The 22,780-nt window shown below is 72.4% G+C and carries 24 protein-coding genes and 2 pseudogenes; 9 read left to right on the forward strand and 17 right to left on the reverse strand.

Annotated elements, in window-relative coordinates:
- Nucleotides 1-40: 40 nt before the first annotated feature.
- The 7 genes and pseudogenes from RIN75_RS00100 to RIN75_RS00130 all read right to left on the reverse strand — a co-directional run.
- Complete coding sequence (locus tag RIN75_RS00100; RefSeq protein ID WP_309109640.1) at nucleotides 41-961, reverse strand: proline dehydrogenase family protein; 921 nt, start codon at nucleotides 959-961, stop codon at nucleotides 41-43.
- Nucleotides 962-1,103: 142 nt separating this feature from the next.
- Entirely contained in the window at nucleotides 1,104-1,889 is a 786-nt protein-coding gene (locus RIN75_RS00105; protein WP_309109641.1) for a sugar phosphate isomerase/epimerase family protein, read from the reverse strand.
- Complete coding sequence (locus tag RIN75_RS00110) at nucleotides 1,886-3,409, reverse strand: hypothetical protein (RefSeq protein WP_309109642.1); 1,524 nt, start codon at nucleotides 3,407-3,409, stop codon at nucleotides 1,886-1,888. The genes RIN75_RS00105 and RIN75_RS00110 overlap by 4 nt, the downstream gene beginning before the upstream one ends.
- On the reverse strand, nucleotides 3,409-4,419 hold the full coding sequence (locus tag RIN75_RS00115) for a Ppx/GppA phosphatase family protein (protein WP_309109643.1): 1,011 nt from the start codon (nucleotides 4,417-4,419) through the stop codon (nucleotides 3,409-3,411). Before RIN75_RS00115 ends, RIN75_RS00110 begins: the two co-directional genes overlap by 1 nt.
- 27 nt (nucleotides 4,420-4,446) lie before the next feature.
- On the reverse strand, nucleotides 4,447-5,127 hold the full coding sequence (locus RIN75_RS00120) for a response regulator transcription factor (RefSeq protein ID WP_309109644.1): 681 nt from the start codon (nucleotides 5,125-5,127) through the stop codon (nucleotides 4,447-4,449).
- Entirely contained in the window at nucleotides 5,124-6,317 is a 1,194-nt protein-coding gene (locus RIN75_RS00125; protein WP_309109645.1) for an ATP-binding protein, read from the reverse strand. The genes RIN75_RS00120 and RIN75_RS00125 overlap by 4 nt, the downstream gene beginning before the upstream one ends.
- A 108-nt stretch (nucleotides 6,318-6,425) precedes the next feature.
- Nucleotides 6,426-6,593, reverse strand: a pseudogene (locus tag RIN75_RS00130) (aldo/keto reductase); the annotation flags it as partial.
- Between RIN75_RS00130 and RIN75_RS00135 the strand changes: the two are divergent.
- Nucleotides 6,549-6,674 carry a hypothetical protein gene (locus tag RIN75_RS00135; RefSeq protein ID WP_309109646.1) on the forward strand — a complete coding sequence of 42 codons (126 nt, stop codon included), beginning with the start codon at nucleotides 6,549-6,551 and terminating at the stop codon, nucleotides 6,672-6,674. The pseudogene RIN75_RS00130 and the gene RIN75_RS00135 overlap by 45 nt on opposite strands.
- Nucleotides 6,675-6,803: 129 nt before the next feature.
- Nucleotides 6,804-6,938: pseudogene (locus RIN75_RS00140) on the forward strand (DNA-binding response regulator); the annotation flags it as partial.
- On the opposite strand, the gene RIN75_RS00145 reads toward RIN75_RS00140, so the two are convergent.
- Nucleotides 6,935-7,681 carry a phosphoglyceromutase gene (locus tag RIN75_RS00145; protein WP_309109647.1) on the reverse strand — a complete coding sequence of 249 codons (747 nt, stop codon included), beginning with the start codon at nucleotides 7,679-7,681 and terminating at the stop codon, nucleotides 6,935-6,937. The pseudogene RIN75_RS00140 and the gene RIN75_RS00145 sit on opposite strands and share 4 nt — an antisense overlap.
- A gap of 108 nt (nucleotides 7,682-7,789) precedes the next feature.
- Between RIN75_RS00145 and RIN75_RS00150 the strand changes: the two genes are divergently transcribed.
- The gene (locus RIN75_RS00150) at nucleotides 7,790-8,605 is read left to right on the forward strand and encodes an NAD(P)H-binding protein (protein ID WP_309109648.1); all 816 of its coding nucleotides are present in this window, start codon (nucleotides 7,790-7,792) and stop codon (nucleotides 8,603-8,605) included.
- A gap of 122 nt (nucleotides 8,606-8,727) precedes the next feature.
- On the opposite strand, the gene RIN75_RS00155 is transcribed toward RIN75_RS00150, so the two are convergent.
- From RIN75_RS00155 to RIN75_RS00180, 6 genes are all read right to left on the reverse strand, one after another.
- Entirely contained in the window at nucleotides 8,728-9,129 is a 402-nt protein-coding gene (locus tag RIN75_RS00155; RefSeq protein WP_309109649.1) for a hypothetical protein, read from the reverse strand.
- 120 nt (nucleotides 9,130-9,249) lie between these two features.
- Entirely contained in the window at nucleotides 9,250-10,809 is a 1,560-nt protein-coding gene (locus tag RIN75_RS00160; RefSeq protein ID WP_309109650.1) for a 4-coumarate--CoA ligase family protein, read from the reverse strand.
- A 392-nt stretch (nucleotides 10,810-11,201) separates the two neighbouring features.
- Nucleotides 11,202-12,092, reverse strand: coding sequence for a DUF4349 domain-containing protein (locus RIN75_RS00165; RefSeq protein ID WP_309109651.1), 891 nt, complete (start codon nucleotides 12,090-12,092; stop codon nucleotides 11,202-11,204).
- A 125-nt stretch (nucleotides 12,093-12,217) separates the two neighbouring features.
- Nucleotides 12,218-12,703 carry a YbjN domain-containing protein gene (locus RIN75_RS00170; RefSeq protein WP_309109652.1) on the reverse strand — a complete coding sequence of 162 codons (486 nt, stop codon included), beginning with the start codon at nucleotides 12,701-12,703 and terminating at the stop codon, nucleotides 12,218-12,220.
- Nucleotides 12,700-13,953, reverse strand: coding sequence for a D-inositol-3-phosphate glycosyltransferase (mshA, locus tag RIN75_RS00175; RefSeq protein ID WP_309109653.1), 1,254 nt, complete (start codon nucleotides 13,951-13,953; stop codon nucleotides 12,700-12,702). Before mshA ends, RIN75_RS00170 begins: the two co-directional genes overlap by 4 nt.
- The gene (locus RIN75_RS00180; RefSeq protein WP_309109654.1) at nucleotides 13,950-14,756 is read right to left on the reverse strand and encodes an alpha/beta hydrolase; all 807 of its coding nucleotides are present in this window, start codon (nucleotides 14,754-14,756) and stop codon (nucleotides 13,950-13,952) included. The genes mshA and RIN75_RS00180 overlap by 4 nt, the downstream gene beginning before the upstream one ends.
- 208 nt (nucleotides 14,757-14,964) lie before the next feature.
- Between RIN75_RS00180 and RIN75_RS00185 the strand changes: the two genes are divergently transcribed.
- The gene (locus RIN75_RS00185; protein WP_309109655.1) at nucleotides 14,965-15,429 is read left to right on the forward strand and encodes a GNAT family N-acetyltransferase; all 465 of its coding nucleotides are present in this window, start codon (nucleotides 14,965-14,967) and stop codon (nucleotides 15,427-15,429) included.
- 67 nt (nucleotides 15,430-15,496) lie between these two features.
- Here RIN75_RS00185 and RIN75_RS00190 read toward each other — a convergent pair whose 3' ends face one another.
- Nucleotides 15,497-16,642: an Ig-like domain-containing protein gene (locus RIN75_RS00190; RefSeq protein ID WP_309109656.1), complete on the reverse strand. Its 1,146-nt coding sequence runs from the start codon at nucleotides 16,640-16,642 to the stop codon at nucleotides 15,497-15,499.
- A gap of 78 nt (nucleotides 16,643-16,720) precedes the next feature.
- Here RIN75_RS00190 and RIN75_RS00195 point away from each other — a divergent pair, with 78 nt between their 5' ends.
- A complete protein-coding gene (locus tag RIN75_RS00195) occupies nucleotides 16,721-17,452 on the forward strand; it encodes an SDR family NAD(P)-dependent oxidoreductase (protein WP_309109657.1) in 732 nt (243 codons plus the stop codon).
- Here RIN75_RS00195 and RIN75_RS00200 read toward each other — a convergent pair.
- Together RIN75_RS00200 and RIN75_RS00205 are read right to left on the reverse strand one after the other, a co-directional pair.
- A complete protein-coding gene (locus RIN75_RS00200) occupies nucleotides 17,449-18,423 on the reverse strand; it encodes a hypothetical protein (RefSeq protein ID WP_309109658.1) in 975 nt (324 codons plus the stop codon). The two genes, RIN75_RS00195 and RIN75_RS00200, sit on opposite strands and share 4 nt — an antisense overlap.
- Nucleotides 18,424-18,679: 256 nt before the next feature.
- Nucleotides 18,680-19,786, reverse strand: coding sequence for a UDP-N-acetylmuramate dehydrogenase (locus RIN75_RS00205; RefSeq protein WP_309109659.1), 1,107 nt, complete (start codon nucleotides 19,784-19,786; stop codon nucleotides 18,680-18,682).
- Here RIN75_RS00205 and RIN75_RS00210 point away from each other — a divergent pair.
- From RIN75_RS00210 to purU, 4 genes are all read left to right on the forward strand, one after another.
- Complete coding sequence (locus RIN75_RS00210) at nucleotides 19,785-20,282, forward strand: DUF2505 domain-containing protein (RefSeq protein WP_309109660.1); 498 nt, start codon at nucleotides 19,785-19,787, stop codon at nucleotides 20,280-20,282. The genes RIN75_RS00205 and RIN75_RS00210 overlap by 2 nt on opposite strands.
- Nucleotides 20,261-21,064, forward strand: a complete 804-nt coding sequence (locus RIN75_RS00215; RefSeq protein ID WP_309109661.1) for a class I SAM-dependent methyltransferase — start codon at nucleotides 20,261-20,263, stop codon at nucleotides 21,062-21,064. Before RIN75_RS00210 ends, RIN75_RS00215 begins: the two co-directional genes overlap by 22 nt.
- Nucleotides 21,065-21,125: 61 nt before the next feature.
- On the forward strand, nucleotides 21,126-21,860 hold the full coding sequence (locus RIN75_RS00220) for a maleylpyruvate isomerase family mycothiol-dependent enzyme (RefSeq protein ID WP_309109662.1): 735 nt from the start codon (nucleotides 21,126-21,128) through the stop codon (nucleotides 21,858-21,860).
- A gap of 31 nt (nucleotides 21,861-21,891) precedes the next feature.
- Nucleotides 21,892-22,743, forward strand: a complete 852-nt coding sequence (gene purU / locus RIN75_RS00225) for a formyltetrahydrofolate deformylase (RefSeq protein WP_309110409.1) — start codon at nucleotides 21,892-21,894, stop codon at nucleotides 22,741-22,743.
- Nucleotides 22,744-22,780: the final 37 nt, after the last annotated feature.

The raw sequence follows: 22,780 nt of genomic DNA on the forward strand, positions 1-22,780 counted from the left end.
AAAGCCACCGAAGAACCCACTGAGGAACCCACCGAACCCCTCACGAGCGGCTGACCAGGGAGCGCAGGAAGAACGCCACGTTCGCGGGGCGCTCGGCCAGCCGCCGCATGAGGTAGCCGTACCACTGCTCGCCGAACGGCACGTACACCCGCACCACGTGCCCCTCCGCCGCCAGTCGCCGCTGCTCGGTGGGCCGAACGCCGTAGAGCATCTGGAACTCGAAGTCCTCCACCGACCGCCCGTACCACCGCGCCCGCTCCCCGACGATCTCGATCAACCGGGGGTCGTGGGTGGCGAACATCGGGTAGCCGCCGCCCGCGAGCAGGGCGTTGGCGCACCGGACGTAGTTCAGGTCCACCTCGTGCGGGTCGGCGAACGCCACCGACGCCGGCTCCGCGTACGCGCCCTTGCACAGCCGGACCCGGGTGCCCGCGAGCGCGGCGCAGTCGTCCAGCGTCCGCCGCAGGTACGCCTGCAACACCGCACCGGTCGACGGCCACGCCCGGCGCAATTCCTCCAGCACACGCAGGGTGGAGTCCGTGGTCGTGTGGTCCTCCATGTCGAGGGTGACCGTCGTGCCGGACTGCTCGGCCGCCGCGCACACCCGCGAGGCGTTGTCCAACGCGAGCCGCTCGTCCAGCGCCTGCCCGACGGCGGACAGCTTGACGCTCACCTCGGCGTCGGCGGCCAGCCCCACGTCGTGCAACTGGTCCAGCAGCGCGAGGTAGGACTGCACGGTCCGCTCGGCCTGCGCCCGATCGGTGGTGTCCTCGCCCAGGTAATCAAGCGTCACCCTCAACCCGTCTTCGACCAGGTCACCGGTCACGTCCACGGCCGACGCCACGGTCTCCCCCGCGACGAACCGCCGCACGACGTCCCGGCTGATCGGCGCCGACGCGACCGCCCGCCGGACCGCCTCGTTGCCTGCGGCGGCAAGGATCAACGAGCGCAACGGATTCACAGTGTTGATTTTGCCGCTCCTTCGTCGCGGCGGCTCGGCCGCCTGGAAGTCGGCCCATCGTGGCGCGTTTTCCGCCGATCGAAAAGCATGATCGTCGGAAAACGCGCCACGACAGGCCGACGCGGCCTCGCGAGTCGGGGGCTCACAGGTGGAGCCGGGCGAACAGCAGCGACTCGGCCAGCAGATCCCGCCGATCCGCGTCCGTCTTGGCCTTCCGCGTGTTGACCTCCAGCACGACCTGCCCGGTGAACCCCGCCGGAGCCAGCGACTCCAGCAACTCAGCACACGGCTGGTTCCCCCGTCCCGGCACCAGGTGCTCATCCTTCGGCAGCCCGCTGCCGTCGGCCAGGTGGACGTGGGTCAACCCGTCCCCCATCCGCTTGGCCAGCTCCATCGCGTCCATGTGCGCCGCCGACGCGTGCGACAGGTCCAGGGTGTAGTTGCGGTGGCCCACGTCGGTCGGGTCGATGGACGGCCGGAACGCCGTCACCGCCACCGACCGACCCCGCCCCAGCTTGCGGCGGACGGGGAACATGTTCTCCACCGCGATCGCCACGCCGGTGTCGTCCTCCAGCCCCGCGACCAGGTCGGGGAACGTCTCGGCGTACCGGCGCTGCCACAGGAACGGCGGGTGCACGACCACGGTCCGCGCGCCCAGGTCCTGCGCGGCCCGGACGCTGCGGCGCAGCCGCTCCACCGGGTCCGGCGACCACACCCGCTGGCTGATCAGCAGGCACGGCGCGTGCACGGCCAGCACCGGCACGCCGCTGCGCCGCACCAACCGCTGCAACGCCCGCACGTCCTGGCTTACCGGGTCGGCCCACACCATGACCTCGACGCCGTCGTAGCCCAGCTCGGCCGCGACCTCGAACGCCGCGCCGACCGGGCGCGGCCACACGGCGGCCGTGGACAGGCCGACCGGGATCAAGACTTCACCAGGAGCATCGCGGCCGGTGACACGGTGACGATCAAGCCGACCAGGACGGCCAGGACGGTGGTCTGGAGGTCGTCGGCGCGCCGGATGCGGCGGACCAGGAGCACCAGGCCCACGGTCACCGCCAGCGCCACCACCAGGGCGGCGGGCGCGAGGGTGCGCCACAGGTAGTTGAAGCCCAGCCACAGGGCCGCGCCGCCGAGCACGCCGACGGCGAGCTGGCCGATCATGACCAGCCACTCGCGACCCGGCGACCGGTCGCCCGGCTCCTCGTCGACCTCGACGTCGGCGAGGCCCGCGGGTTCCTCGTCATCGGCGGCGGCGGGACGGCGGAAGTCGTCGTCCTCGTCCTCCTCGTCGAGGTCGACGTAGGGGTGGAACTGGGTGCTCTCCGGCTCGACCGCCGGCATCTCGCCGGAGTCGTCGCCGAACCAGTCCTCGGCGGTCTGGTCGGGCAGCGGGTCGGGCATGGGGCCCGGCGCCGGCGGCACGATCAGCACCGACTCGGTGGGCAGCGACTCCAGCGGCACGTTCGGGGTCAGCTTGTCCGCGATGCGCGGCAGGACCTCGGTGACCGGCTCACGAGCGGGCGGCGGCGGTGCGGCCGGCCTGGTCAGGCTCGCGCGGCTCGCCTCGGGACCGGCCTGCGGCGGCCGAGGTCGATCACCGGGCGGGGTCAGCCGGGCCGGGTCGGGGGTGAGGCGGGACGACGGGTCGGCCTGGGCCGGGTTCAGCCGGGACACCTCGGGCGGCGTCACCCGGGGCGGCTCGGGTTTGGGCGGGACCGCCCGCGACGGCCCCGCGTAGTCGTCGGCGTAATCGTCGGCGTAGTCGTCGACGATCGGCGGCACCTGCCGGGTCTCCTCGGCCTCGGTCGGCGCGGGCACGCCCCGGCGGGGCGGCTCGGCGGCACGACCGGTCCGGCCGAACGCGGCGTCCAACCGCGAACGCGGCGGCTCAACCCGGGGTGGCTCGGCCCGGGGCGGCTCGGCCCGGGGCGGTTCCACCCGAGGCGGCTCCACCCGGGGCGGGGCGGGTGGCTCGGCGGCGAACGGCGGCTCGGGAGCGGGCGGCGCGGACCGAGCGCCACGGCCCTCGGCGAACGGCTCAGCGCGCGCACCCCGGGTCTCGGCGGGCTCGGCGCGGGAGAACGGCGGCTCGGGCCGGGCACCGCGCTCCGACCGCGTCCCCCGCCCCTCGGTGAACGGCTCGGACCGCGCACCGCGGCCCTCCGCGGGCCGGTTGAACGCCTCGGGCGCCACCGGCGGGGTGTAGGCGGTCTGCTCGGGGGCCGCGCGGCGGCCGGTCGGCGGCGGGTCGTCGTCGCGCACCGGCAGCAGCCGGCCGCTGTCCGAGTTGACCCGGTCGATGATCGCCTGCGGAGCGGTGTCCGAGGCGTCCTCGGCACGGCGGCGTCGCCGACGCGGCGACACCTCGCCGGAGCCCCCGCCGTACTGGGCGAGCAACTCCGCGACCGTGCGCTGGGTCTGCTCCGACTCGCTCTCTCGACTCATCAACTCCACCGTGCCCCGTGGCGGCCAGTCCGTCCAGTGTCACCCGACCGGCGGGTGCGGGTCGCGGGGGTGTCCTGGTCTGCGCCATCAGTGTGGTCCAGGCGACGCAGGATGACACCTTCCCGGAGCGCCCAGGGGCAAATCTCCAGCTCACCGAGTGACAGGGCTCGCATGGTGGCCTCCGCCACGAGGGCGCCCGCCACGAGCTGGTGCGCCCGGCTCGCGCTGACGCCCTCCAGCTCGGCCAGGTCGGCCGCGGACATCCGGGATACGAACCCGATGAGCTGCCGCAGCCCGGCGTGGGTGAGGACGCGCCGGGCGCGGGGTCCGGCCGACGACGGGGCCGCGCCGGTCAGCCGGGCCAGCGTGCGGAACGTCTTGGACGTGGCCACCACCCGGTCCGGGCTGCCGACCCGGCGCAGCTTCTTGGCCACCGGCGCGAGCTGGTCGTCGAGCCACTCGGTGGTCTCGTTGATCTCCTGCCGGGTCGGCGGGTCGTGCCGGAACCGGGTGCGGGTCAGCCGGCCCGCGCCCAGCGGCACCGAGAAAGCCTCGTCCGGCTCCTCGTCCACGCCCGAGGCCAGCTCCAGCGAGCCGCCGCCGATGTCCAGGCACAGCAGGCGGCCCGCGGACCACCCGTACCAGCGGCGCACCGCGAGGAACGTGTAGCGGGCCTCGTCCTCGCCGGACAGGACCTTGAGGTCCACGCCGGTCTCGGCGCGGACCCGCTCCAGCACCTCGGCGGAGTTGCCCGCCTCGCGGACCGCCGAGGTGGCGAAGGCCATCAGGTCCTCGCAGCCCAGCCGGGCCGCCGAGGCCTTGGTGGCCGCGACCGCCCGCACCAGCCGGTCCGCGCCGGCCTTGCTGAGCTGGCCCTCGGCGTCGAGCTGCTCGGCGAGCCGCAGCACGGACTTCTCCGAACTCATCGGCGTGGGGTGGGCACCCCGATGAGCGTCCACCACCAACAGGTGGACGGTGTTGGACCCCACATCAAGGACCCCGAGGCGCACGGCGTGCACCGTACCCGGTCGGGGCGGTCAGGACTCGAACTTGTAGCCCAGTCCGCGCACGGTCACCAGGTGGCGCGGGGTCGACGGGTCCGGCTCGATCTTCGAGCGCAGCCGCTTGACGTGCACGTCCAGGGTCTTGGTGTCGCCGACGTAGTCCGCGCCCCACACCCGGTCGATGAGCTGGCCGCGGGTGAGCACCCGGCCGACGTTGCGCAGCAGGTACTCCAGGAGGTCGAACTCCTTCAGCGGCAGGTTCACCTCCGCGCCGTCGACCGTCACCACGTGCCGCTCGACGTCCATCCGCACCGGCCCGGCCTCCAGGACCTGCGGCAACAGCTCCTCGGACTCGCCGCCGCGGCGCAGCACCGCCCGGATGCGGGCGATCAGCTCGCGCGCCGAGTACGGCTTGGTGACGTAGTCGTCCGCGCCCAGCTCCAGGCCGACGACCTTGTCGATCTCGCTGTCCCGGGCCGTGACCATGATCACGGGGACGGCGGAGCGGGCCCGCAGCTGCTTGCACACGTCGGTGCCGCTCATGCCGGGCAGCATGAGGTCCAGCAGGACGATGTCGGCGCCGTTGCGGTCGAACTCCTCCAGCGCCTCCTGGCCGGTGGCCGCGAGCGCCGCGGTGAAGCCCTCCTTGCGCAGCAGGAAGGCGAGCGGATCGGCGAAGGACTCCTCGTCCTCCACGATGAGCACCCTGGTCACAGCTCTCCTCCGGGTTTGCCCGCGCTGGTCGGCACAGGGACAGCGAGTTCCGGCTTGGGTAGGTCGGTGGTCTGCTCGTCCCGGTCGGGGTGCGCCGGGATGCGCAGGGTGAAGGTCGAGCCGGTGCCGGGCAGGCTCCACAGCTTGACCTCGCCGCCGTGGTTCGCGGCGACGTGCTTGACGATCGCGAGGCCGAGGCCGGTGCCGCCGGTGGCGCGCGACCGGGCCTTGTCCACGCGGTAGAACCGCTCGAACACGCGGGTCTGCTGGTCCTCGGCGATGCCGATGCCGCGGTCGGTCACGGCGATCTCGACGAACCCGTTCACCAGCTTGCGGCTGACCGAGACGGGGCTGCCCGGCGGCGAGTAGGCGACCGCGTTGTCCAGCAGGTTGCTCAACGCGGTGACCAGCAGCGTCCGGTCGCCCTCGACCTCCAGGCCGCTGGGCTCGTCGGTGGTGATCTCGATGCCCGCGGACTCGGCGGCGAGCTTGGAGCGGCCCATGGCCTCGCTGACCACGACGTCGATCTCGACCCGGTTCAGCTCGGGCAGCTTCTCCGCGCCCTGCAGCCGGGACAGCGCGATCAGCTCGGTGACCAGGGTGCCCAGGCGGGTGGCCTCCTGCATGATCTTCGCGCTGAACCGGCGGACCTCCTCCTGGTCGTCGGAGGCGTCCAGGACGGCCTCGGCGAGCAGGGCGAGCGCGCCCACCGGGGTCTTCAGCTCGTGGCTGACGTTGGCGACGAAGTCCCGGCGGGTCGCCTCCAGCCGGACCGAGTCCGACTCGTCGGAGGCCTCCACGACCACGAACCCCTCGGTCAGCACCTTGACGGTGGCGTGCACGGCCTCCGGCTGGCGGCCCTTGACCTCCAGCGGCGAGACGTCCACGTGGACGACCTCGCCGTTCTGGCGGGTGAGTTCGGCGGCGCGGCGGGCCCGGTCGTCCACCCGGTTGTTCCGCACGACGCCGAGTTCCTCGGCGCGCGGGTTGTGCAGGACGACGTCGCCGAAGACGTTGAGGACGACGATCCCGTCGTGGGACGACTGGACCACCATGGCCATCAGGTCGGCGACGGTGAGCCCGGCCGGCCGCTGCGCCTTGGTGCCGGCGGTGGCGCGGCCCACGAGGAACGCCGCACCGCCGATCAGCAGAGCGCCGATCGACAGGACGAGGTAACCCGTTGTGGTCACAGAGGCATCGTAAGCAGGTCAGGGCGGGTACGGCCTAGTCCGCGGGGCCGGTTCGTGACTCCTGCGACACCGTCCGGGTCCGATGTTCTCCGCCCGGTCGGTTCTAGTTCACCCAATCGTGTCCAAGCGGGCCAGGTCTTGTTCGGACAGGCGCAGTTCGGCGGACGCCAGGTTCTCTTCCAGGTGTCGTTCGGACGACGTGCCGGGGATGAGCAGCACGTTGGGTGAGCGGTGCAGCAGCCAGGCGAGGGCGACCTGGCGCGGGGTGGCGTCGAGATCCTGGCCGGCGACGAGTCCCGTGGCGCGCGCACCGTGTTTGATGGCGCCGCCTCCGGCGTCGCGGGCGAGGCCGCCTGAAAGTCGGCTTGTCGGGCCGTGTTCTCGACGATCGAAAAGCGCGATCGTCGAGAAACACGGCCCGACAAGCCGACGCGGCCTCGCGCTGTGGTGCCCTGGGTGGTGGAGGCGCTCGGCGGCGGTGCGACCGACGCGGCGGCGGCACGCGCGCTGGGGATGTCCGTGCGCACGTACCGCCGCCGCGTGGCCGAGCCGATGCCCGCCCCGGGCGCGTCGTCCCGGTTCCAGGCGGGGGTTCGCGCCCGGGACCTGGGGCTGGTCTAGCGGCCCTGGTTGGCCACGGCCTTGATCGCGTCCGCGGCGGCGTCCGGGTCGAGGTAGGTGCCGCCCGGGGTGATCGGGCGCAGGTCCTCGTCCAGGTCGTAGCGCAGCGGGATGCCGGTGGGGATGTTCAGGCCCGCGATGGCCTCGTCGGAGATGCCGTCGAGGTGCTTGACCAGCGCCCGCAGCGAGTTGCCGTGCGCGGCGACCAGCACGGTCCTGCCCGCCCGCAGGTCGGGGACGATGGCCGACTCCCAGTACGGGATCATCCGCTTCACCACGTCCAGCAGGCACTCGGTGAGCGGCAGGTCCGGGCCCAGGTCGGCGTAGCGCGGGTCGGCGTCCTGGCTGAACTCCGTGCCCGGCTCGATCGGCGGCGGCGGGGTGTCGTAGGAGCGGCGCCAGAGCATGAACTGCTCCTCGCCGAACTCCTCCAGGGTCTGCTTCTTGTTCTTGCCCTGCAACGCGCCGTAGTGGCGCTCGTTGAGGCGCCAGTCGCGCTTCACCGGGATCCAGTGCCGGTCGGCCGCGTCCAGCGCCAGGTTGGCCGTGGAGATGGCACGGCGCAGCAGGGACGTGTGCACGACCTCCGGCAGCAGGTTCGCCTCGCGCAGCAGCACGCCGCCGCGCTGCGCCTCCCGCACGCCCTTCTCGGACAGGGGGACGTCCACCCAGCCGGTGAACAGGTTCTCCGCGTTCCAGACGCTCTCGCCGTGGCGGAGCAGCACCAGGGTTCCGACAGCCATGGCCGCAAGCCTGCCAGATGACCGGTCGGCGGTCGCATCCGCTGTGACAGCCGACGCTGGATCGTTGCAGTTGACCTCTAGTTTGGTGGAGATCCTAGCGTCGGGAGCATGACATTCTTGGTGACCGGTGCCACCGGCAAGGCGGGCCGCGAGGTGGTTGCGCAACTCCGGCGCGGGGGACACCCGGTGCGCGCGCTCACCCGGGACGCGCGGCGGGCCGGGTTGGCGGGGGTCGAGGTCGTCGAGGGCGACCTGACCCGGCCCGAGACGCTGGAGACCGCGTTCAAGGGCGTGACGGGGGTCCACCTGCTCACGATCGGCGGCGACGACTACGCGACGCTGACCACCGGACCGGAGATCGTCCGGCTGGCGACCGAGGCGGGTGTGCGGCGGATCTCCGTGCTGTGGAACGGTTTTTGGGGTCCGGTGGAGCAGGCGGTGGCGACCTCCGGTCTGGAGTGGACGGTGCTGGAGGCGACGGACTTCTACGCCAACACGTTCACCTGGGCGGAGCGGCTGCGGACGAGCGGCGTGCTGGACGAGCCGTTCGCGGACGTGGCGACCGCCGGGGTGGACGAGGCGGACGTCGGCGCGGTGTCGGCGGCCGTCCTGACGTCCGGGGGTCACGGCGGGCAGCGCTATTCGGTGACCGGGCCGGAAGTGCTGTCGCCGCGGGACAAACTGCGGATCATCGGGGACGCCGTCGGGCAGCGGTACACGTTCGACGAACTGACCCGGCAGCAGGCCCTGGACCGCTACACGGCGAGCGGGATGGACGCCGAGATGGCCGAGTTCCTGCTGGACTGGCACGGCAACCCACCCACCGCCGCGACCCGCGTGTCCCCCGCGGTCGAGGCCCTGCTGGGCCGCCCGCCACGCGACTTCGCCTCCTGGGCAGTCGAGAACGCCGCTTCGTTCCGCTAGCCACGCGCCTCGCACCGGCGCCTGGCCACGCGCCTTCCGCTTCCTGGCCCGGTCACCGCAGCGCTCCATCGAGCACCACCCGCGGAGCCCGGGACTCGGCGCGTTCGTGGCCGCCCGCTGAGTCAGGCCCCGCCCAGGTCGCCCGCGCTGCGCCGGACCTCGCGGTCGACCTCCGCCTGCTCGCGCCGCGCGCGCCGGGCGGAGGAGTCGAGCGCCGCGACCGCCCGGTTCAGCCGCGCCTCCGACCGGCCGAGCGCCTCGTAGGCCAGTCGGAGCACCTCGGCACTGCGCTCGAACCGGTCCCGCTCGGGGTGGGCGGACCGCCGGGCGACCCCGTCCTGGTGCCGCTGGAGGCGGTCTTCCCGCAGATCCGCGATCCGGTCGCGCTCGTCGGCGGCCCGGTCCCGCTCGTCGGCGATCCGGTCGCGTTCGTCCGCGATCCGGTCGCGCTCGTCGGCGGCCCGGTCCCGTTCGTCCGCGATCCGGTCGCGCTCGTCCGCGGCCCGATCCCGCTCGTCGGTCACGGGATGACCGTACGCCCGAACCCGGCGCCACGGGACCCGCCGACGACGAAACGACCTCGAAAGCAGCAGGCCCGGATCAGGCGGCGGCAGATCCGCCTGACCCGGGCCACGAGCCAACGATCAACCGACCTCGCGCGCCCGCAGGTCCTTGCGCAGGATCTTTCCCGACGCCGACTTCGGGATCGCCTCGATGAACTCCACCACCCGCACCTTCTTGTGCGGAGCCACCTGGGCCGCCACGAACTCCATCACGCCCGCCCCGTCCAACGACGCTCCCGGCTGGAGCACGACGAACGCCTTGGGCACCTCCTCACCCTCATCGTCGCGCACCCCGACGACGGCCGCGTCGGCGATCTCCTCGTGGGTCAGGAGCAACGCCTCCAGCTCCGCCGGCGGCACCTGGTAGCCCTTGTACTTGATCAGCTCCTTGACCCGGTCCACGATGCTCACCAGGCCGTTCTCGTCGATCACGGCCACGTCGCCGGTGTGCAGCCAACCCTCGTCGTCCAGGGTCGCGGCGGTCGCGTCGGGGTTGTTCAGGTAGCCCTTCATGACGTTCGGGCCGCGGCACCACAGTTCGCCGCGTTCGCCGACGCCCACGTCCTCGCCGGTCGCCGGGTCGACGAAGCGGCACTCCATGTTCGGGGCGATGACGCCGACCGTGCCGACGGGGATGTCGTCGCGGCCGTCGGGGATGGCGTGGCTGACCGGGCTCATCTCGGTCATCCCGTAGCCCTGCGACACCCGGCAGCCCAGGCGCTTCGACACCGCGGCGGCGAGGTCGACGTCCAGCGGCGCGGCGCCGGAGAAGATGGTGTCGATCGCGGACAGGTCGTACTGGTCGACCAAGGGGTGCTTGGCCAGCGCCACGGCCACCGGCGGCGCGATGTACACGCGGTTGGTGCGGTGGTCCTGGATGACCCGGAGGAATTCCGCCAGGTCGAACTTCGGCATGGTCACGACGGTCGCGCCGACGTACAGGCCGTTGTTCATCAGCACCTGCATGCCGTAGATGTGGAAGAACGGCAGCACTGCCAGGATCCGGGTCTCCGCGCCCACCTCCAGCAGCGGCCCGCACTGGACGATGTTGGCCACCAGGTTGCGGTGGGTCAGCATCACGCCCTTGGCCTTGCCGGTGGTGCCCGACGAGTACGGCAGCACGGCGAGGTCTTCCGGGTCCACCGACACCTCGGGCACCGGGCCGGTCGACGCCAGCAACTCCGCCAGGCTCGGGTAGCCCTCGGCCTGGTCGAGCACGACGACGTCGGTCACGCCCGCCTTCTCCGCGCCCGGCGCGGCGTTGGGCAGCAGCACGGACACCGTGAACAGCATCTTCGCGCCCGCGTCGGCGAGCTGGTGCGCGACCTCGTCGGCCGTGTAGAGGGCGTTGATCGTGGTGGCGGTCGCGCCGGCGCGGAGGATGCCGTGGAAGACGACCGCGTAGTACGGGGTGTTCGGGCTCAGGATGCCGACCACGTCGCCCTTGCCGATGCCCCGCTCGGCCAGCGCCGCCGCGAGCCGGTCCACCGCACCCGCGAGCTGCCGGTAGGTGAGCGACGCGCCCGACGTGCCGTCGACGAGCGCCACCCGGTCGGCGCGGTCGCCGAGGTCGGCGAACAGCAGCTCGTGCAGCGAGACGTCCGGAACCACGACATCGGGGAATGGACTGCGGAAGACCATGCGGCGACCCCACTACTCGTAAGTAACTGCGATCCCGCCATCGTGAGGTACCGCACAAACCAGGTCAAGGTGCCCACATGATCACGGAGACGTTACTTAACGCGGCTAAGAACACTCGAATGGAGTAGCGCGAGGTCTTGTGGTGATCGCCGGCGATCTGCCAAGTTGACAGGGCCCAACGGGTCGGCTCCCACGCACTCCGACGACCTGTTCGGCACCACCGCGGTTTGCCATCCCCCCGTCGAACCGCGGCCCGCTGGGATTCTCGGGCTCCCCCCGCCCGGATCCCCAGGTAGCGGGGACTGACGCGGGGCGGCTTGAGCTCGCGACTCCCCCTCTCTCCCAAGCCGCCCCGCGCTCCACGCGCGTGCCCACTCTCCGTGGGCGTCCGGTCAGGGAACGCTCTTCCGGGTGACCAACGTCCGGCGGTTGCGCCGCCACACCAGGTAGGCGACGACGGGCACGCCGAGCACCACCGCGAACGGCAGCACCGCGCCGAGCACGACCAGCAGCCACGACACCGCGCCGACCAGCGCGTCCCAGCCCCCGCCGAACGCGCTGAGGAACGTGGGCTCCTCCTTCTCCTTCGGCTCGACCGGCGGTGCGGACTTCTGGTTCACCGTGACGGTCAACGTCGACATGGCGACCTGGCCCTTGAGCGTGTCGTGCCGGCGCTGGAGCGACTCCAGCTCGGACTGCCGCTTGGTCAGCTCGGCCTCGATCGTGGTGATCTCCGACGTGCTCCCGGCCCGCTCCAGCAGCCCGCGCACCCGCTCCACGCTGGCCCGCTGGTTCGCCAGCCGCGCCTCGACGTCCACCACCTGCTCGGTGACGTCCTCGCTCTTCAGGTCGCGCCGCGTCATCTCGGTGTCGGGCAGCGCGTCGAAGTCCTTGAGCACCGCGTCCAGCCGGTCGCCGGGCACCCGCAGGGTCACCGTGCCCTGCGTCTTGGTCGCGTTCTCCTGCGCCGGGTAGCCGCCCTTGGCCAGCACCAACTGCTTGACCTGGTCCAAGACCCCGGTGACGTCGGTCGTCCGCAGCTCCACCGAGGCGGTGCGCACGAGCTGCCGCTCCTGCTGCACCGCGCCGGTGTTCTGCACCTCGCCCTTGGCCGGTTCGCCCGGCTTGCCCTGCTGCGGCGTCAGTGCGCCCTGCTGCGGCGTGGGCGCGGCCACCCGCGCGTCACCGGCCTCCCCGCTGGTGCTCGTGCCCGAGTCCGCCGAACACCCGGCCAGCGCGAGCACCGCTAACGCCGCGACCGCGAACCCCGTGCGTCTGCCCATGTCCCCTCCCTGGGTGGCTTGTCACCCGGCAGACGGAACACCGACAACGGTCAGTTGCGCCTCAACCGATCACGATTCGGTCGCGAGGTCGCGTCGGGCGACCTCGCCGACCTGCCGGAGGCAGGTCAATCCAACGGAGCAACCAGGTGCTCAAACGCCCGCAGGTTCGCAAGGGACTCGCCGCGAGACACCCGCCAGTCCCACTCGCGTTGGATCGCGCCCTTGAAACCGATCTCCAGCAACGTGTTGAAGTCGCCGTCCGCGGCCTCCACCACCTGGCCGAGCACCCGGTCCAGCTCCTCCGGCGTCACCGCGTGCAGGGCGATCCGCCCCACCAGGTAGATGTCGCCGCGGGTGTCGATCGTGTAGTGCACGCCGTAGAGCTTCGCGTTGCGGCGCAACAGGAAGCGGAACACGTCCTCGTGCGCCTCGTCCGGGTTGCGGCACACGAACGCCTCGACCACCAGGGCGTGCCGGCCGACGACCAGCCAGCAGTTGGTCTGCAGCTTCTTCGTGCCGGGCAGGGTCACGAAGAACTTGCCGGGCTGGTCGTGCCGGTAGGCCAGCTCCCGGTCGTCCAAAGCGGACGCGATGGTCTCGTCCAGGCTCAAGCGAACACCTCCTCGCGGAACACGTCCCGGGCTTGGGCGTACCCCGCGAGCAGTGAATCAGTCGTGCGGTCCCAGGAGAACCGGCGGGCGTGGCCCACGGCGTTGCTCGCCAGCTCCTCCCGGAACGCGGGGTGCAGCACGACCTGCGCCAGCGTCCGGCCCCACGCGGCCGGGTCGTGGCCCGCGACCAGCAGACCGGACACGCCGTCGCGCACGGCCACCGGCAGCCCGCCGACCTCCGCCGCGACCACCGGCGTGCCGCACGCTTGCGCCTCCAGCGCCACCAGCCCGAACGACTCGTTGTGGCTGGGCACGACCACCACGTCCGCCGCCCGGTACACCCGGGCCAGCGCCTCCCCGCCCTGCGGCGGCAGGAACCGCACCACGTCCGCGATGCCCAGCTCGCCGGCCAGCAGCTTCAGGTCCTCCGGCGTCTTCATGCCCGACCCCGACGGCCCGCCGACGACCAGCACGACCAGGCGGTCCCGGACCCCGGGTTCCCGGGCCAGCAGGTCCGCGGCGGCCTTGAGCAGCACGTCCGGCGCCTTCAACGGCTGGATGCGGCCCACGAACGCGAGCACCACGGCGTCCGGCCGCAGGTCCAGCGCCGCGCGCGCGGCCTCGCTGTCACCGGGCGCGAACCGGTCGAGGTCCACCCCCGGCGGCACGACCGCGACCTTGGCCGGGTCGGCGTCGTAGAGCTTGATCAGCTCGCCCGCCTCCACGTCGGTGTTGGCGACCAGCAGGTCCGCCTCGGCGACCACCTGCTCCTCGCCGATCACCCGCATCCTGGGCTCGGGCGTGTCGCACGAGGCGAGGTTGGCGTTCTTGACCTTGGCCAGGGTGTGCGCGGTGTGCACCAGCGGCACGCCCCAGCGCTCCCGGGCCAGCCACCCGACCTGGCCGGACAGCCAGTAGTGCGAGTGGACGACGTCGTAGTGGCCGGGGTCATGGCGGGCCTCGGCGCGCAGCACGCCCGCGGTGAACGCGCACAGCTGGCCCGGCAGCTCCTCCTTGCCCAGGCCCTCGAACGGACCGGCCACGACGTGCCGCACGGTCACGCCCGGCGCGAGTTCGGCGACCGGCGGCAGGTCCGACGACGTGGCCCGGGTGAAGATCTCCACCTCCAGGCCGCGCCGCGCCATCCGCACGGCGGTCTGCACGATGTAGACGTTCATGCCGCCCGCGTCGCCCGTGCCCGGCTGCTCCAGCGGCGAGGTGTGCACCGACAGCACCGCGACGCGCTTCACGACACGACCGCCGCGGTGTGCGCCACGAAGGCGGCGAGGTCGGCGTTGAACCGCTCCGGCCGCTCCAGGAACGGCGCGTGCCCGGTGTTCTCGTAGTGCCGCAACTCGGCTCCGGGGATCGTGGCCGCCGCGTACGCCCCGGCGGCCGGGTCCACCACCTCGTCGGCGGTGCCGTGCACCACCAGTGTCGGCTTGTCCACGGCCCGCAGCACCTCGGCGGACCCGACGTCCCGCCGGAACAGCGCCGCGCGCACCCGGGCCGGCACCCGCAGGGCCGTGCCGAGCATCCACTGCCGGGTCGGCCCGTCGAACCGGCCCTGGTGCTCGTAGAACTCCGCCAGCGCGGGCACCGCCACCGCCGGGTCCTCGGACAACGCGGCGGGCAGCGCCGCGCGCATCGCGGGCCCGGTCGCACCGCCCGGACGGCCGCGGCCGATCTCGGTGATGGCGCCCACCAGCACCAGCCCGCGCACGTCGGCCGTGCCGAACGCGCGCAGGTAGTCGGTGATCACCAGGCCGCCGTAGGACCAGCCGACCAGCACCGCCGGACCGGTGTGGTCCAGCACCGCCCGCAGGTCGCGCGCCCACACCGCCGAGTCGCCGTAGCCGTCGTCCGGCGCGTCGGAGGAGCCGTGCCCGCGCAGGTCGAGGGCGTGGGCGCGGAAGGACGGGTCGGCGAGCTGGTGCGACCACGCCTCCCCGGACTGCGCCCAACCGTGCACCAGCACCACCGCCGGCCCGTCGGTCGGGCTCTGCCGGACGGCGAGCCGCACGCCCTCGGCGGTGAGGAGAGAAGTCAGCACGACGTACCTCAACGCTGGGATGACCCCATCGCTTCCCGATGGAACCCGACGTCACACCCGGCTCTGCTAGCCTGGGACCCGAGTGGATCTTCGAACGCCCGAGGAGCTGATGAACATGGCTGCCCACAGCCGTCTTCAGCCTGCCCTCACCCGGTCGACGCGCCCCTGAGCGCGAGACCCCCTCTTCGAAGAACCCGGAGCACATCCCTTGATCACCACTGATCGTCTCGACCTGCCCGCGTGGACCGACGCCGACCTCGCCGCCGTCGCGGCGGGCACCCGGCTCGACCACTGGGCGCCCGACTTCCCCGCCGACGGCGACCGCGTCATCGCCGGTCTGGTCGCCGACCGGCCGGAATGGCGCGGCGAGTTCGGCCACCGCCTGCTCGTGGAACGCGCCACCGGCCTGGTCGTCGGCTCGATCGGCCTGTTCTGGCCGCCGTCCGACGGCCGCCTGGAGATCGGCTACGGCGTAGTTCCGTCACGCCGGGGCATCGGGTACGCGACCGAGGCCACCCGGGCGCTGGCGTCGTACGCCCGCACCGCGCCGGGTGTGACCGTCGTCCACGCGGGCGTCGACCCGGCCAACCCGGCGTCGGTCCGCGTGCTGGTGAAGGCGGGCTTCACGCTCGTCGACGCCGGCGCGGAAGTCCACCGGTACGAGTTCATCTAGGCGAAAGGCCCGGTGGCTCGTCGTGAGCCACCGGGCCTTTCCGGGCGTTCAGAGCACGTTGGGCGTTCTAGAGCGCGGACATCGTCTGCCACTGCGCCCACGGGATCTGCCAGTCGTACCAGTCGTACTGGGCGGGCAGCGTGGTGATCGAGCCGGTGACCTCCACCGGGTCGCCCACCAGGGCGCTGTCGTAGTAGGCCTTGGCGTCGGCCTCCAGCAGGTTCGCGCAGCCGTGGGAGGTGTTGGCGCGACCGATGTTGCCCGCGTTGTCGTTGTTCTCGTGGATGAACTCGCCGTGGTTGGAGAAGCGGACGGCCCACTTCTTCAGCACGTTGGTGTAGCCGTAGCGCGGGTTGTCGAAGCTGAACTGCGGGTCCTTCTGCATGACCACGAACGTGCCGTTCGGGGTGGTCAGCTCAGGGTCGTTGTCCCGGCCGAACGACGCCGGGTAGCTGGCCACCTGCTGCCCGTCCCGCTCCACGACGAGCTGGTGCGACGGCGTGTGGATCTTCACGACCTGGTTGCGGCCGATGGTGAAGTCGCTGGTCACGTCCGCCTTGCCGAACGCGCCGCCGCCGTAGGGGACGCCGTAGAGCTTGGCCTCGACGTGCACCTTGGTGTTCGCGGGCCAGTACTTCTCGGGCCGGTAGTGCACCTCGCGGGAGTTCAGCCAGGCCCAGCTGCCCTTGACGTTCGCGGAGTTGGTGACGGTCAGCGCCTTCTCGGCGCCGGCGCGGTCGGCCACGTCCGCCTCGAACTTGACCATGATCGGGACGGCCACGCCGACGGTCTGGTCGTCGCCGGGGAACAGCGTCGCGCGGACCTGGGAGGCCGGGGTGAGCGTGGTGAACGCGCCCTTCAGCTCGACCTTCTTGCCGTCGGTGCCGGTCGCCTTGCCCGCGTAGGTGTAGCTCTTGCCGAAGCCCAGCGGCTCGGTGCTCGACCAGGACTTCTTGTCGTCGGAGACCTTGCCCTCGACGGCCTTGCCCTCGGGGTTGGTCAGCGTGACCTGGTCGATGGTGCCCTCGGCGACGGTGACCCGGACCGGCTGGTTGACCGGCACGTCGGTCGCGCCGTCGGCGGGCGCGGTGGTGAACTTCGCCACCGGCGGCTTGTCGCCGCCCTCGGGCTTCGCCGACCCGGGCTCGACCTCGGCGGAGCACCCGACCAGCACGAGGCCCGCCACCAGCAGGGCCGTGACTCTCTTGCGCACTTCGACCTCCCGAACGAAAGGACGCCCACTGCGGCTTCCGGTGCTGGTGACTCGCGTCACAAGCCTAGGATCTCCGCTGTGACCCGTCCTATCGCAGTAGTCACCGGAGCCAGCGCGGGAATCGGCGAGGCCACCGCGCGCAGGCTCGCCGCCGAGGGCTTCCACGTCGTGCTCGGCGCCCGACGGCTCGACCTCCTCAAGACTATCGCGGACGACGTCGACGGCACGGCGGTCGAGCTGGACGTGACCTCCGCCGAGTCGGTGTCGGCCTTCCTGGACGCCGTGCCGTCCGCCCGGGTGCTCGTGAACAACGCGGGCGGGGCGCGCGGGCTGGACCCGGTGGCGTCCGCGGACGAGGACGACTGGCGGTGGATGTGGGAGACCAACGTCCTGGGCACGCTGCGGGTGACCAAGGGCCTGCTGCCGAAGTTGATCGAGTCCGGTGACGGGCACATCGTGACCGTGACGTCGGTGGCCGCGTACGAGGCGTACGACAACGGGTCGGGGTACACGTCGGCGAAGCACGCCCAGTCGGCGCTGCACCGGACGTTGCGCGGGGAGCTGCTCGGGCAGCCGGTGCGGATCACCGAGGTGCTGCCGGGCATGGTGGAGACGGACTTCTCGGTGAACCGGTTCGGGGGCGACGCGGAGCGGGCGGCGGCGGTGTACGCGGGCGTGGAGCCGTTGACGGCGGACGACGTCGCGGACGTGATCGCGTTCGCGGTGACCCGGCCGTCGCACGTGAACCTGGACCAGATCGTCATGAAGCCGCGGGCGCAGGCGTCCGCGACCCGGGTGCACCGGTCCTAAGTGGACGGTTTCGGCGCGATCAGGTCGACGTCGAGCTGGTCGAGGACGTCGGCGATCGGGTTGGCGAAGCCGCGCTTGTCGCTGCCGCCGCAGTAGAGGCCGACCACCCGGTTGTCGTCGTCCAGCAGCACCGCGCCCGAGTCGCCGTGGTCCGCGAACGGCCCTTCGACCCGGATCTGGTTCTTCAGGGTGCGCACGCCGAGGCCCGCGCCGAAGTCGAGCGTGATGGTCGCGTCGGTGGAGGCGATCACGCCTTCCGTCAGCGCGGTGGTCCGGCCGCGCTTGCGCACCCGTTGCCCGATCTTGGCTTTGCCTTGTCCCGCAACGGGTCCGACCCCGAACACCTCCGGGCGGACGCGCGGGGTGGTGAGCAGGATCGCGGCGGCGTCGACACTTCCGGCCAGCGCGGCCCGGGCCAGGACGCCGATCTGGTCGCGGTAGGGGTGGCCGCCGTCGACCCGGGAGGGGTGGACCATCGGGTCGCCCACCGCCCAGGCGTCGTCCACGCAGGCCACGTGGAAGGCGGTCAGGGCCATGGTCCGCCGCCGGTTCCGGGGGGTGACCAGCGCGCCGAGGGTCCCCGCGACCAGGTAGTCGTCCGCCTCCGGCACGTCCGGCGGCACGAACCGGATCGCCCGACTCGGCCCGATCCCGATGCCGCCTGCCAGCACGTCGTGCCGCTCGGCGCCGCTCACGCCTTCCGGGGAGGCCAGGGTGTGGTGCGGGTAGAAGACGTCCTCGACGACATCCGTTGGCACACCGAGGACTTCGGACGGAATGGTGAACTGCGCCGCCCCTTTCTTCTCCCGCACGAACACCACGACCGCCGGCACCCCGGTCTCGACCCCGCGCACCACCTTCTCCCCGACGTCCACCCCGACAACTCCCGGCCGGCTGAGAAAGTCGCCCTCCACCAACCGCTTGACGGCCAAAACCACCCCACGCCCGCCGCCCACCATGACGACCTCCAACAGGGACCTCTGCCTTCCATGAAACGCGCGGGGTGAGGTTTCGTCACACTTGGTCACCCGTTCGGCCGTTCGGCGGCGCGGGTGGGGCGGGGTTGCCGCGGTGGGCCGGGGTGCCGGGGTGGGCATTGCAGCAGCGCGGCGGCAGCGGCGCGACAAGGCGGCACAGCAGCAGCGGCGGCGGGCGCGGCGGGCGCGGCGGCCGGCAAGGGCCTAGGTCGCGGGGTGGTGGTGAGGGGTGGGGGTTTGAGGGAGGGGGTTAGAGGGTGCAGTTGATCAGGACGGGTTCGGGGTGGAGTTCTACGCCGAAGGTTGTTCGGACGCCGTCTCGGACTTCCCGGGCCAGGTCCAGCAGGTCCTCGGTGCTCGCCCCGCCCCGGTTGGTCAACGCCAGGGTGTGCTTGCCCGACAGGGCCACCCGCCCCCCCGGACCCCGGTGCCCCCTGGTGAAGCCGGCGCGTTCGATCAGCCACGCCGCCGACAGCTTGCTCATGCCCGCACCACCCGGGTACGTCGGAACGTCGACGTGCCTGCCCAGCCGCTCGGCGATGCGGATCAGCACGCCGGACAGGGTCGACTCGTCCAAGACCGGGTTGGTGAAGAACGAACCGGCGCTCCACGTGTCGTGGTCCGCCGGGTCCAGGACCATGCCCTTGCCGCGGCGCAAGTCCAGGACCGCCTTGCGGGCCGCGTCGGCCGGTACGCGGTCGCCCTGGGACACGCCCAGGACGCGCGCGAGTTCGGCGTAGCGGATAGGCGCCGACTGGCCGCCGGAGGTCAGGGCGAACCTCGCCCGCAGCACCACGGCCTGGTCGGTGCCCTTCAGGATGCTGGTCCGGTACGCCAGGCCCAGGTCGTGCGCGGGGACCTGGTGGACGCGGCCGGTGCGGCGGTCCAGCAAGTCCACCGAGGTCAGGACCTGGGAGATCTCCACGCCGTACGCGCCGACGTTCTGGACCGGGGTCGCACCCACCAAGCCGGGGATGCCGGACAGGCACTCCAGGCCGCCCAAGCCCTGCGCCACGGCCTCGGCCACGACCGAGTCCCAGTCCTCGCCCGCCTCGACGGTCAACTGCACCAGACCGTCGCCCAACGGGTCCAGCCGGCGGCCGCGCGTCCCCACCTGGACGACCGTCCCGGCGAAGCCCGTGTCGGACACCACCAGGTTCGAGCCGCCGCCCAACAGCAGCAGCGGTTCGCCGGAGGCGTCCAGCGCGCGCACGGTCTCGACCAGCTCGGCGGCCGTCGTGGCGCGCACGAAACGGGCCGCGGGGCCGCCTAGCCGCAGCGTGGTGTGCTCGGCCAGCCGCACGTGGGTGCTGGACAGCGGGGTGGTCACGGGCGTCAACGGTAGCCTCCGCGGCATGGCACGCCGCATCGAGCACCTGACGACGTCCCGCTGGCCCGCCGCGGACGTCTACTCCGCCCTCGTCGACGAGTCCTACCTGCGCGACCGGCTCGACGTCCTCGGCGGCACCGGCGCCGCGCTCCTCGCGTTCGACAAGGCCGACGGCACCACGTCCTACCAGCTCAAGCAGGGTGTGCCCGCGGACAGGCTGCCGTCCATGGCACGCGGTGTGCTGGGCGGCGACCTGGTCATCACCCGGTCCGAGTCGTGGACCGACGCCGGCTACACCGGCACGGTCGAGGTGACCCTCGACGGCGTCCCGGGCCGCCTCGACGGCACGATCACCATCGCCGACGCCGCCGGCGGTGGGAGCGAACTCACCCTCGTGGGTCAGGTCAAGGTGAGCATCCCGCTCATGGGCGGCAAGCTGGAGTCGCTGATCGCCGAGCAGGTCGCCCTCCTGCTGGACAAGGAAACCGAGTTCACCTCCGAATGGCTCGCGCGCCGCGCCTAGCGGCGGGCCGGGCCCGTGCGCTCGGTCTGCCGACTCGTGGGACCACCAACCCCAACCGGCTCCGCCGCGTCGACCGGTGGGTGGAACACGCCTACGGTTCACTTGTTCAACAATCCGACGATCCTTTTGTGGTCGACCTCGGGTACGGGTCGTCGCCGGTCACGACCGTGGAGATGGCCTCCCGGTTGCGCCACCTGAACCCCAAGCTGCGGGTGCTGGGGCTTGAGCTGGACGCCGAGCGGGTCGCGGCGGGTGAAGCGGTGGCTGATCCGCCGTGGCTGGAGTTCCGGCGCGGAGGGTTCGAGTTGGCCGGGCGGCGGCCACTGGTGCTGCGTGCGTTCAACGTCCTTCGCCAGTACACGGAGGAGCAGGCCGCCGAGGCGTGGGCGACGATGGTCGGCCGGCTCGCGCCGGGCGGTGTGCTGGTCGAGGGGACGTGTGACGAGATCGGGCGGCGGTGCTCGTGGGTCGCGCTGACGGCGGAAGGGCCGCAGACCTTCACGCTGTCGTGCCTGCCGAAGGACATCGAGACCCCGGGCGACCTCGCCGAACGGCTGCCCAAGGCGCTGATCCACCGCAACGTCCCCGGCGAACGCGTCCACGCCCTGCTCACCGAACTCGACGCGTGCTGGGCCACCGCCGCGACCTTCGCCCCCTTCGGCCCCCGCGCCCGCTGGGTCGAAGCGGTCCGGCTGCTCACCGCCCGCTGGCCGGTGCTGGACGACCGGAAGCGCTGGCGGCTCGGCGAGGTCACCGTGCCGTGGGAGTCGGTGCGCCCCTGAACCCCGCCCGGCCCTGGCCCCCGACCGCCGCCGGCCCCCGCCCGGCCCTAGGCTCGGGTGGGTGGAGCACCACGACTACCTCGCGCACGCCCGCGCCGAGTACCGGGCGATGCGCGCCGCCGTCCTCTCCGTCGGGCCGGACGCGCCGGTGCCGACGTGCCCCGGCTGGACCGTCCGCAAGCTCGTCGACCACATCACCGGCGTGCACTCGTGGGCCCTCAACGCCCTGCACACCCCCGCCGACGGCCCGCGCCCCAAGGCCTCCCCGCGCCCGCAGGACTGGGACGAGCTGCTCACCTGCTGGGACGACCGGTTCACCGAGCTGGAGCGCCTGCTGGCGAGCCTCGACCCGGACACGCCCACGTGGACGTTCGTCGGCCCCAAGGCGGCCGGCTTCTGGGCCCGCCGGCAGGCCCACGAGATCGCGATCCACCGCCTCGACGCCGAGCACGCCGCCCACGGCCACGAGGTCCCGACCCTGTTGTACGACACCGAGTTCGCCGCCGACGGCATCGACGAGTTCCTGACCCGAGTGGTGGTGCGCGCCGCGGAGGTGCACCCGATCGAGCGCGAGGGCCGGCTGCTGTTCCACGCCGCCGACGCGGGCCGTACGTGGGAACTCCGCATCGCCCCCGGCCAGGTCCCCGCCGCCGGGCCCCCTGTGGACTCCGCGACCAACGAGGACGCCACCGTCGCGGGCACCGCCGACGCGGTCTACCGGGCCGCGTGGGGCAGGCCGAGCGGGGCCATCGTGTCGGGTGACAGGTCCCTGCTTGAGTCCCTGCCGCGACCGTGAATACTTCTGAACCGTGGTAGAGCGACGCTACGTGATCACCTTCGGCTGCCCGGACCGCACCGGCATCGTGGCCCGGATCTCCTCGTTCCTGGCCGAGCACGGCGGCTGGATCGTCGAGGCCGCCTACCACACCGACCCGACGACCAACTGGTTCTTCACCCGCCAGGAGGTCCGCGCCGACTCGCTGCCGTTCGGGGCCGAGGAGCTGCGCGCCCGGTTCGGGCAGGTCGCGCGGGAGCTGGGCGGGAACGCCAACTGGCGGATCAGCGACACCGGCGAGCGCAAGCGCGTGGTGATCCTGGTGTCCAAGGAGGGCCACTGCCTGTACGACCTGCTGGGCCGGGTCGCCTCGCACGAGCTGGACGTGGACGTGGCGGCGGTCATCGGCAACCACGCCGACCTGGCGGGCATCACGCGGGCGCACGGCATCCCGTTCCACCACGTCCCGTTCCCGCCGAACGACCCCGAGGGCAAGCAGGCGGCGTTCGCGCAGCTGCGCCAGCTGGTGGACGCGCACAAGCCGCACGCCGTGGTGCTGGCGCGGTTCATGCAGATCCTGCCGTCGGAGCTGTGCGCGGACTGGGCGGGGCGGGCGCTGAACATCCACCACAGCTTCCTGCCGTCGTTCGTCGGCGCGCGGCCGTACCACCAGGCGCACAGCCGGGGCGTGAAGCTGGTCGGCGCGACCTGCCACTACGTGACCGCGGACCTGGACCAGGGTCCGATCATCGAGCAGGACGTGATCCGCGTGGACCACACCGACTCGGTCCCGGACATGGTCCGCAAGGGCCGGGACATCGAGAAGGTGGTGCTGGCGCGCGGGTTGCGCTGGCACCTGGAGGACCGGGTCCTGGTGCACGGCAACCAGACGGTGATCTTCTAGCGCACCGGTCGGGTTGACGGGGTCCGGAAGTAGGCTG

This window comes from Saccharothrix sp. (assembly GCF_031180885.1).
Classification (GTDB): domain Bacteria; phylum Actinomycetota; class Actinomycetes; order Mycobacteriales; family Pseudonocardiaceae; genus Actinosynnema.